This window comes from Micromonospora sonneratiae (genome assembly GCF_042679305.1).
In the GTDB taxonomy this organism is placed as follows: domain Bacteria; phylum Actinomycetota; class Actinomycetes; order Mycobacteriales; family Micromonosporaceae; genus Micromonospora_H; species Micromonospora_H sonneratiae.
Genome location: NZ_JBHTMP010000006.1, coordinates 141,689 through 151,230, shown reverse-complemented (window position 1 = coordinate 151,230; position 9,542 = coordinate 141,689). Strand labels below are relative to the sequence as shown.

The following is a 9,542-nucleotide window of genomic DNA, read 5'->3' as shown; positions in this document are numbered from 1 at the left end:
TGAGCCGAAAATCTTACGGAGGATCATCCGTTTGCCCGAAGGATCTTGCCTGTTCGACCAGTCACACGGCAAGTCATACACAAGGGCTGAACGCTGCCAGCACGCCGCGCACCATCTTAGTCACCACAAGCGACACTCCTCCAGGGCAACCCAGATAGGCAACGAACACCTACCAACAAGTCCACAAAAAGCGACACATCGACGGCGATGCCGAATCAATCAGCACACTTCCGGATGCCGCCGAACAAAGTCCTGATAGGTCTCATTGGCCAACTCGCGCTCGCGCAGATCGAGCTCCCTCTCTTTTTGCTGTATTTCCGCTGTTGCACGGATCCGGGCCAGACGCAGCTCGTGACGCCGACGACGCCAGGTCGACAGGAAACGCCCGGCCCCCCAGACCAGCCAGCCCCCGGTGGCTGCCAACCCGGCAACGACAAACGCCAGTAGGAAATCCATCGTCGTCTCCTCCCTCGCCGCTCAGCTGACGTCGCGACGGTCGGCCACCCAGAGTGCGGCACCAAGCGTGACAACGATGTAACCGATCAGCACCAGCATCGGCAGCCAGCCGTTCGACGACGCGACCACCCCGGGAGTGCCCCCCTCGAACTGGGACGGTGCTCCGAGCGCACCGGCCAGGGCCCCGGAACTCGGCGCCAACAGCAGCTTCTGCACGTACTCGAAGGGGGTCAGCACCAGGGCCATGCCGCTGACCGCGTTCTCGATCACCAGGGTCCAGAGCAGCCCGATGGCGATCGCAGTCGCCGTGTTACGGAAGACGATCGCGAGAAAGTAACCGAGGCAGGCGTGCGCGGTACAGATCAACCAGGCGGCGGCCACCGCCCGCACGATCGCCCCGACCGACGGCCAGTTCGCCGCCTGGCCCTCCACCGCCGCCAGGACCGCGGTGGCGATCGCGACCACCACGAAGGTGGCGACCGACAGGATGAGCGTCAGCAACGCCAGCGCGACCGCGTGCCCACCGAGCACCTGCACCCGTCGGGGACGTTGGGTGAAGATCAGGTTCAGGGTCCCCCAGCGGTACTCGTTACCCACCACCAGCGCGCCGAGGATCACCACGATCGCCCCACCGAAGAGCGGAAAGAGGGCGATGCCGGTCGGTACCAACTGGGCCGGCAGCAGGGCCTCCAGGATCGCCTGGGCAGCCGCCGGATCGTCCCCACCGGAGAGGACGCTGTAGACGATGTACGGGATTCCGATGCCGAAGGCGAGGGCCAGAACCAGCCAGGCCACCGTGATCGACCACACCGCGGGCCGACGGCGGTCGGCGAAGAGGGCTGCCCGAATCGAGGCGATCATCGTACGCCCTCCAGCGTCGAATCATGGGCGGCGTGGTCGGCCCGGTGCGGAGTGGTCAACTCGAGGAACGCCTCCTCCAGCGAGTGTCGGACCGGCCGCAACTCGCGGACCTCGACGCCGGCCTCCACCAACCGCCGGTTGACGTCACCGGCGAGCGTGGGGTCGACCGTCACCCGCAGCGCACCCTCCTGCGGCGTCACCGCCTCCACCGCCGGGTGCCCCCTGAGACAGGCAACCGCCTGCTCCTGCGGCTCGGCAACGATGAACAGTTCACCGGTGCCGAGCGCGGCACGCAGCTCGGCGGGTGATCCCTGCGCGACCAGCCGGCCCGCGTCGATCACCGCCACCTGGTCACAGATCTGCTCCACCTCGGCCAGGACGTGGCTGGAGAGCAGCACCGTCCGTCCGCCCTGCCCGATGGCGCGGAGCAGCTCACGCATGTCGGCCACACCGGACGGGTCCAACCCGTTGGTCGGCTCGTCCAGGATCAGCAGGTCGGGATCCTTGAGTAGAGCGGCGGCCACGCCGAGACGCTGCTTCATTCCCAGGGAGTACGACCGGAAGCGGGATCCGGCCCGTGCCGCCAGCCCCACCTCCGCCAGGACCTGGTGCACCCGGTCCGTCGCCACACCGGCGTAACGGGCGACCAGCAGCAGGTTCTCCAGCCCGGACAGGTGTGGATAGAAGGTCGGCCCCTCGATCAACGCGCCGACCCGGGCCAGCGTCGACGGCGTGTACGGGGAACCACCCAGCACCCTGAGACTTCCGGAGGTCGGCCGGATGAGTCCGACCAGCATCCGCATCATCGTGGTCTTTCCAGCGCCATTGCGGCCCAGGAAGCCGAATACCTCTCCGGCCGGCACCCGCAGGGTGAGGTCGTCGACCGCGACCACGCCACCGGGGTACCGCTTCGTGAGATGTTCGGTGTGGATGGCGAAATCCACGCTCATCGCCCGACCATGCCGCGCTCACCGGCCCTTTCGTACTGCGAACTGACTGCTGCGTCAGCTGGTCAACGGCCTGCGTCGGCCGCCACCACCCGCTCCGGACAGCCGACGACTGTCGGCGGACGCCCCGCGTCGTACCACGACCCGGGCCACCTACAGGATCCCACTATTTCGGGCAGGATGCGGCCGACCGGGCAGCCCCCGCGCCCGCCGGTACGGCATGGACAGGGTAGCGGTGTCGGGGTGAAATCTGTAGACCTCCACCACTGCGTTCTGGAAAATCTTCGGCCCTATAGGGCAAGCATCAGGACGCTCTACGGTCAACTGCCGTTCAATCAAAAAGATATTCTTGACGGCCCAGACTGCCATGTGGACCATGTAGGCACTTTACGAAACTCGATGGTCGTCCGCATAGGAGCTGCGATGATTCCGCCGCCGGAGCTTGCCGACATCTGGGGTATGCGCCCGAAGCTCCGCCACGACGTGGTCTTCCTCGACGCGCCCGCCGGCGCCTATCTGCGCGGTCCCGATACCGCATTCGTCCTCAAGGGACGGACGGCGTTCCGCTGGCTCTCCACGCTCGGGCCGTACCTCGACGGTCGACACACCGTCGAACAGATCTGCGCGAGCCTCGATCCCGGGCAGCGACAGACGGTCGCCACGCTCATCCGGGCGCTCACCGCCCGGGGCGTCGCCAAGGACGCCCGCCACCGCACCCAGCTCCCCGAGGCCGTCGCCCGCGCCTTCGCCGGACAGATCGAGTTCATCGACCATTTCGTCGACGACCCCGCCGGCCGGTTCCAACTGCTCCGCGACGCACACGTGGTGCTCGGCGGTTCCGGGCAGACCCTGCTGGCCACCGCCACCAACCTACTGCGCAACGGCTGCGCCACGATCACCCTGCACCCACAGGACGAACCCGCGCCCTACCGTGACGCCCTCCGTCCGGAGTCGGAGCGGCTGAGCGCCGACGGGGTCGAAACCACCGTGAAGATCAGCGACCAGCCGTTGGACATCTCCGATGCCGCTGCCGTCGTCTACTGCGCGGAACCGGACCAGCTGGCCCCGGTCCTGGCGGTCACCCGCCGTTGCCACTCGGCCGGGACGCCCCTGATCCCCGTCGTGTGGCAGCACGGCCGTGCCGTGCTCGGCCCCACCACGGCCGGCGGCGCGGCCCCGTGCTGGCTCTGCGCCCAACTGCGCATCACCGCCAACGCCGACCCGACCGCAGCCGCCGAAGCGTGGCGACAGCTGGCGATCGGACCGATGGACGGCGCGTCCGATCCGGTCGACGAGGTGTCCGCCCAGATGGTCGGCAACGCCGCCGCCTTCGAGGTGTTCCGCGTGCTGACCGGCGCGCTGCCGCCGGAGACCGTCTCGTCGGTGGTCCTGCTGGACACGGCCACCCTGGAGTCCACCCGGGAGCGGGTGCTGCCGCACCCCGGCTGCCCGGTCTGCCGCGACGCTCCCACGTCGGTGGCCACCGACGGGCCGGGCCCGTACCCGACGAACGACCAGGCCGGATCCCGGTCAGCGTCGCTGCCCGCCGAGGCCGAGCTGACCGATGAGGCCAAGCTGACCGATGAGGAGGTCTACCAGCAGGCGGAGGTACTGGTCTCCCCGAACGCCGGCCTCTTCACCCGGTTCGTCGACGATCCGCTCGAACAGGCACCGTTGAAGGTCGCCCGGCTCCGGGTCCCCGGGGTAGCGGGCCCACGGGAGATCACCGCCTTCGACGTGGACACCGTGATGGGTGCCCGGCTGGGTGCCTACCGGTCGGCGATCCGCGACTACGTCGGTCGGATCGCCGACCGACGCGAGGCCGTGACCGCATCGGCTGACGAGCTCATCCGGTCCGGTCGCCGGCCCGTACCGTGGTCGGAGCTGGTGACCACCACCGCAGCGGTGCCCTACCGGACCGGGCGGCGGATCAGCTGGCTGCCGGCCCGGGTGCTCGGCACCGACGAACCGGTCTGGGTGCCCGCCGCCGTCGCACTCCCACTGTCACCGGCCAACCGCGACCGCTATGCCGAACGCACCCCGGCCGGGGCCGTCGTCGGCGTGACCGGGGCGGAACTGGTGGCCGCCGGACTGACCAGTGCGCTGGCCTACCGGGCGTTGGTCGACGTGACCCGGGGGCGGGCGGAGATCTCCCCCATCGCCGAGTCCGCACTGGCCGCTGACGACGACCTCGCTCTGGCGGTCAAGGCTGGCCGCCGCTTCGGGGAGACCATCCAGGTGTACGCGCTCACCGGTGCCCGGCCGGCGCACGCGGTGCTGGCCACGACCGGGGGCTCCACCGACTCGCCGCCCCTGTGGACGGTCGGCGCGGGTCTGACCGCCCGACAGGCCCAGCTCACGGCGGTACGGGATCTGGTCGGCCTGGTGCAGGTACGGCACTTCGAGCATGCCGAAGCCGACCTCGGCGATCCGCTGCTGGCCGACTTCGACCCACGCACCATCGGGTCGTCGGCCGACGCGGCGGCGGAGACCGACGGCCCGCCGTCCGGCGCTGACACGACCAGTGACGAGATCCTCGCCGCCCTGGCCGACCAGGGCCTCACCGCGTTGCTCGTCGACACCACCACCCCGGACATCGGCACGACCCAGGCGCTACGCGCCGGCGTCGTACTGCTCTGGCGCCGCGGCGCGGCGATCGAGTGACCACCACCCCGGATTGGTGCCGGGGAGGCACGCGAATCACCAGTGAAGGAGGAATGACAATGCCGATCATGCTGAACGACGAACTGCGTCAGCTCGAGACCGAGACCTTCGAGATCGAGGAGATCGAGGACGGCGGCGACGCTCTGGCCGCCGCGACCAGCTCGAGCTGCTCGTGCTCCAGCTGCTGCAGCTGCAGCACGTCGAGCTGCTGCAGCACCAGCACCAGCACCTCGAGCTGCGGCTGATCTACCGGAGGACCATCCGGTAGCTCCGGGGCGGGACAGCCATGGGGCGTGGTGCCGCAGCGAAGACAGGAACCGCCGGCCAGGATGCGCTGGTCGGCGGGTAACGCGCGTGCCTCGACTGCACCACCAGTGGTGGTGTGGCACCAACGGACATCCCCGGGCCGGTCCGGTCGAATCCGGGACGACCGTCGTGGGCGGATACGACGGCTGCAGCACCCCAACTGCTGCAGCCGTCGCACCAACCACCGCAGCTCCGGCAGCGGATGACGGTCGACTCCGGCCGGAGCATGGTGGTGGAACTATCCGGACACACCAGGCCGGATCGTACCCACCGTCGCCACCACGAGACCCCTGAGGGGAGGTAGGGCGATATGCCAGAAATCATCGAAGAACTCCGCGCACTGGAGTCCGAGACCTTCGAGATCGAGGAGGTCGACGCGATCGACGCCATGGTCATGGCGTGGTCGAGCTCCAGCTGCTCGTGCTCCAGCTGCTGCAGCTGCAGCACGTCGAGTTGCTGCAGCAGCAGCACCAGCACCGGATGCGGCGGCGGTAACTGAGCCAGCGCCGTAACCGTCCCCGCCGGTCACCTGACCGGCGGGGAACCCGGTGGCCGACTGTCCAGACAGGTGAGCAGAAGATGATCGTCGACGTCCGTACCACCTCCACCGGCTGGGACAGCAGTCTCAAGCACCTCGGGGAGGTCTTCCACCAGCGACTGCGCACCCACGACCCGCGTCCGTCGGGCCCCTCGTCGGGCCGGGCGACGCCGGGGGCGGGCGACGTCACCGTACGCATCGCGGCCCTGGGGCTCACCGACGCGTACGCCACCCGGACGGTCACCGGGCCGGAGGGCACCGGTGGACCCGGGGGCGCCGTCGTCCCGATCTGGTTGTCCGGCGTCACCGCGCTGGTCGGTCCGGTCTCCACCAGGGCCCCGGGTGTCACCCCGTCCGGCACGGCACCCGGCGTCGGTCGCGACACCCCCTGTCCGATCTGTGTCGAGCGACGCTGGCAGGCGATCCGCCCCCGCGAGGAACGCCATGCCCTGGAACACGGGGCGAAGGTCATCGTGGCCGGGCCACTGCCCTACCTCACCCCGTTCGCCCTCGAAGCCCTCTGGCAGCTATTCGTCCGTGCCTGCGCCACACCCCCGGTCCGTCCCGGCATCGGTCGGCTGCACCAGCTACGGCTGGACACCCTCGAGGTCACCACGGTCGAGGTGATGGTCGATTCGGAGTGCCCGGACTGCGCCGCCCCCCGGCCGGACACCGCTGACACGGCAGCCATCGCACTCACCTCCCGCACCAAGGCCACCCCGACGACGTACCGGATCCGCCGGGCCGAGGACCTGGCCCTGCCGGTCGCCGCGCTGAGCAACCCGATCGCCGGTGCCCTCGGCGGCAACGCCCTACGGGCCTACAACGCCACCGCGACCGCCCCGGTGTCCGGCTACTTCCGGGTACGCAGCCGGTACGACCTGCACGAGATGTGGTGGAGCGGACACGCCAACAGCTACGGCAGCAGCGAGACGTACGCCCTGCTGGAGGGACTCGAACGATATGCCGGGCAGTTCGCCCGTGCCAGGCGTTCCGAGATCCACGACAGCTACGCCAACCTGGCGCCACACGCCATGGATCCGGCCGGCCTGGGATACCACCCTGCCTTCTACGAGGGGCACAACGTCTACTACGCCCCCTACTCGCCCACCGACCCGATGCACTGGGTCTGGGGCTACTCACTGCGGGACCGGACCCCCCGGCTGGTGCCCGAACAACTCGTCTACTACCTGGACCGCCGGCCCGACCAGCGCAAGTTCGTCCAGGAGTGCTCCAACGGATGCGCCAGCGGCAGTTGCCCGGAAGAGGCGCTGCTGCACGGCATGCTCGAACTCGTCGAACGGGACGCGTTCCTGCTCTCCTGGTACGGCTCCGCCCGGCTGGCCGAGATCGACCCGAGCACCTGTCGCGACGAACGGGTGCACTTCATGCTCGACCGGGTGGATCGGCTCGGCTACGACGTACGCCTCTTCGACACCCGGGTGGACCTGCCGGTTCCGGTGGTTACCGCGGTCGCGGTCCGCCGCGACGGTGGGCTGGGCCAGCTCTGCTTCGCCGCCGGGGCCAGTTTCGACCCGGACGACGCGGTCCGCGCCGCGCTCTGCGAGACGGCGTCCTACGTACCCGGCTTCGACGAGCGGGTGATGGCCAACGAGCCGGCGGTACGGGCCATGGTGACCGACTACGACAGGGTCCTCGAGCTGAGCCACCACGCCCTGCTCTACGGCCTGCCGGAGATGACGCGGTTCGCCGACTTCCTCTTCGACGACCCGCCGCTCAGGTCCATGTCGGAGCTGTACGACGACTGGCTGGCGATCCGCCCGGCCGGTACCGACCTGCTGGCCGACGTCGAGTACCTCGCCGGCCTGTTGGCCGACCTCGGTGGCGACGTGCTGGCCGTGGACCAGACCTGCCCCGAACAGAGCCTGGCCGGCGTGCACACCATGGCCATGGTCGCTCCCGCGCTGGTACCGATCGACTTCGGCTGGCAACGGCAACGGGTGCTGTACAGCGAGCGCCTGGCGGCGTTCATCGCCCGTGGGCAGCACGGCCCGGACCAGCTCGGCGCAACCGGCCTCAACCCCCATCCGCACCCCTTCCCCTAGGAGCATCGTCATGCGACACGACGCCGAAACCGTCGTCCGCGCGTACGCCGAAGCGGTGTTCCGCCGGGGCCGCGCGCCGATGGAACCCCTCAACTTCGAGGTCGACTGGGACGACCAGCCCTCCCGGCACAAGACCTATCCGGGCACCCGGCGGATACCGCTGCCCGCTGCCCTGCCCCGGCTGGCCACCCTGCGTGACCTGTTCACCGGGAACCTGCCGCCGACCGAGGGCGGCTGGACATTGGACCGGCTGGCGACCCTGCTGCGACTGTCGTACGGGGTGCTCGACCGTCGGTTGGTGGTCAACTGGAACCAGGACATGGCCAAGCGGGTGCACTTCGCCCACACCGTGTGGGGTCGGGGCACCGCGTCGGGCGGGGGAATGTACCCGGTGGAGATCTACTGGGTGGCCGGCCCGTCCGGCCCGCTGCTGCCCGGCATCTACCACTACGCCACCGGTCACCACGGCTTCGAACGTCTGCTCACCGGGGACGTCACGCCGATCGTCCGGGCGGCGCTCGGCGACGAGCAGGCCGGTGACCAGTTCCTGCTGACCAGCATCAGGTTCTGGAAGAACTCGTTCAAGTACAACAGCTTCTGCTATCACGTGGTGACCCAGGACCTGGGTGCCCTGCTCGGCTCATGGGACCTGCTCGGGCGGGCGCTCGGTACGCCGCTACGGCGACGGCTGTCGTTCGACCACGCACCGTTGGACGACCTGCTGGGGTTGGACACCGACCAGGAGAGCGTCTTCGCGGTCGTACCCCTGTCCTGGTCCGCCGACGCCGGGGACGGACCGGGTCCGGACCGGCCGGGCGCGGATGGCGACAACGCCGCCGGCCCGGTGCCGGGCGCGGCCGGTGGCCGTACGGTGCGGCTGGCCCCGGGCGTGCCGGGTCCCCGGGTCGGTTACCAGCCGTTCGAACGGTCCCGCACCAGACTCGACTTCCCGCAGGTCGTCGAGGTGCACCGGGCCGCACTGGCACCGGTCGTCGTCCCTGCCCCGGAGGCGTTACGGGCCGCCGCACCGGCCGACCTGCCCGGACCGGCGATGCCGCTGCCCGCACCGGAACTCGACCAACTCGACCGGCCGCTGTCCCAGGTGCTGGCCAACCGCCGCAGCAGCTTCGGTCGGTTCCGGCGCCCCCCGGAGCTGACCGCCGCCCAACTGGGCACCACACTGGCGTTCGCCGACGCCGGCCGCCGCTATCGGGCCGACGTCGAACTACCCGAGGGTGGCCTGACCCGGCTGTGGGTCTTCGCCAACCAGGTGGAGGGGATCGCCCCCGGAACCTATGCCTACGACGGGCGGCGACACGCCCTGGTGTCCGCCCGGGCCGCTCCGGAGCCGGACATGTCCGCCTTCCTACAGCAGCAGTACTTCCTGACGAACTACACGATGAGCCAGGTCGGCGCCGTGGTGGCCATCTCCGGACGGTTCGACGCGGTACTGACCGCCTTCGGGCCACGCGGCTACCGGATCCTCAACACCGAGGTGGGAACCGTGGCGCAGCAGGCCTACTGTGCCACCACTGCGCAGGGCATCGGGTGCGGAGCGGTGCTCGGATTCGACAACGTGTCGATGGACGAAGCGCTCGGCTTCGACGGTACCGACGAGCGGACCGTGCTCTTCCTGCTCCTCGGTCGACAGCCGGAAACCGCCGCCGACCTGTCCCACCAGCTGTGGTGACTCCGGCGACCCAG

Annotated in this window: 7 protein-coding genes and 1 pseudogene; 4 read left to right on the top strand and 4 right to left on the bottom strand. The window is 69.7% G+C overall.

All coding sequences use genetic code 11. The features are described 5' to 3' along the window. Positions 1-219: 219 nt before the first annotated feature. Genes ACFQ4H_RS06205 through ACFQ4H_RS06195 form a run of 3 tightly spaced genes read right to left on the bottom strand, consistent with a single transcriptional unit; the run spans position 220 to position 2,267 of the window. Entirely contained in the window at positions 220-456 is a 237-nt protein-coding gene (locus tag ACFQ4H_RS06205; protein WP_377567914.1) for a hypothetical protein, read from the bottom strand. Between the two features lie 21 nt (positions 457-477). Next, positions 478-1,317: an ABC transporter permease gene (locus tag ACFQ4H_RS06200; RefSeq protein WP_377567912.1), complete on the bottom strand. Its 840-nt coding sequence runs from the start codon at positions 1,315-1,317 to the stop codon at positions 478-480. Then, complete coding sequence (locus ACFQ4H_RS06195) at positions 1,314-2,267, bottom strand: ABC transporter ATP-binding protein (protein WP_377567910.1); 954 nt, start codon at positions 2,265-2,267, stop codon at positions 1,314-1,316. Before ACFQ4H_RS06195 ends, ACFQ4H_RS06200 begins: the two co-directional genes overlap by 4 nt. Positions 2,268-2,687: 420 nt before the next feature. Between ACFQ4H_RS06195 and ACFQ4H_RS06190 the strand changes: the two genes are divergently transcribed. Beyond that, positions 2,688-4,928, top strand: a complete 2,241-nt coding sequence (locus ACFQ4H_RS06190; protein ID WP_377567908.1) for a TOMM precursor leader peptide-binding protein — start codon at positions 2,688-2,690, stop codon at positions 4,926-4,928. 88 nt (positions 4,929-5,016) lie between these two features. Here ACFQ4H_RS06190 and ACFQ4H_RS06185 read toward each other — a convergent pair whose 3' ends face one another. Beyond that, the gene (locus ACFQ4H_RS06185) at positions 5,017-5,157 is read right to left on the bottom strand and encodes a hypothetical protein (RefSeq protein WP_377567906.1); all 141 of its coding nucleotides are present in this window, start codon (positions 5,155-5,157) and stop codon (positions 5,017-5,019) included. 387 nt (positions 5,158-5,544) lie between these two features. On the opposite strand from ACFQ4H_RS06185, the pseudogene ACFQ4H_RS06180 reads away from it, so the two are divergent. The 3 genes and pseudogenes from ACFQ4H_RS06180 to ACFQ4H_RS06170 form a co-directional block, all read left to right on the top strand. Further along, a pseudogene (locus tag ACFQ4H_RS06180) lies at positions 5,545-5,625 on the top strand (hypothetical protein); the annotation flags it as partial. Positions 5,626-5,813: 188 nt separating this feature from the next. Beyond that, a complete protein-coding gene (locus ACFQ4H_RS06175) occupies positions 5,814-7,838 on the top strand; it encodes a TOMM precursor leader peptide-binding protein (protein WP_377567904.1) in 2,025 nt (674 codons plus the stop codon). 10 nt (positions 7,839-7,848) lie between these two features. Continuing rightward, positions 7,849-9,528, top strand: a complete 1,680-nt coding sequence (locus tag ACFQ4H_RS06170; RefSeq protein WP_377567902.1) for a SagB family peptide dehydrogenase — start codon at positions 7,849-7,851, stop codon at positions 9,526-9,528. Positions 9,529-9,542 lie beyond the last annotated feature (14 nt).

Coding starts and splice junctions, on each gene's coding strand:
- ACFQ4H_RS06190 (WP_377567908.1), top strand. CDS start 2,688: ATGATTCCGCCGCCGGAGCTTGCCGACATCTGGGGTATGCGCCCGAAG.
- ACFQ4H_RS06205 (WP_377567914.1), bottom strand. CDS start 456: ATGGATTTCCTACTGGCGTTTGTCGTTGCCGGGTTGGCAGCCACCGGG.
- ACFQ4H_RS06200 (WP_377567912.1), bottom strand. CDS start 1,317: ATGATCGCCTCGATTCGGGCAGCCCTCTTCGCCGACCGCCGTCGGCCC.
- ACFQ4H_RS06195 (WP_377567910.1), bottom strand. CDS start 2,267: ATGAGCGTGGATTTCGCCATCCACACCGAACATCTCACGAAGCGGTAC.
- ACFQ4H_RS06175 (WP_377567904.1), top strand. CDS start 5,814: ATGATCGTCGACGTCCGTACCACCTCCACCGGCTGGGACAGCAGTCTC.
- ACFQ4H_RS06170 (WP_377567902.1), top strand. CDS start 7,849: ATGCGACACGACGCCGAAACCGTCGTCCGCGCGTACGCCGAAGCGGTG.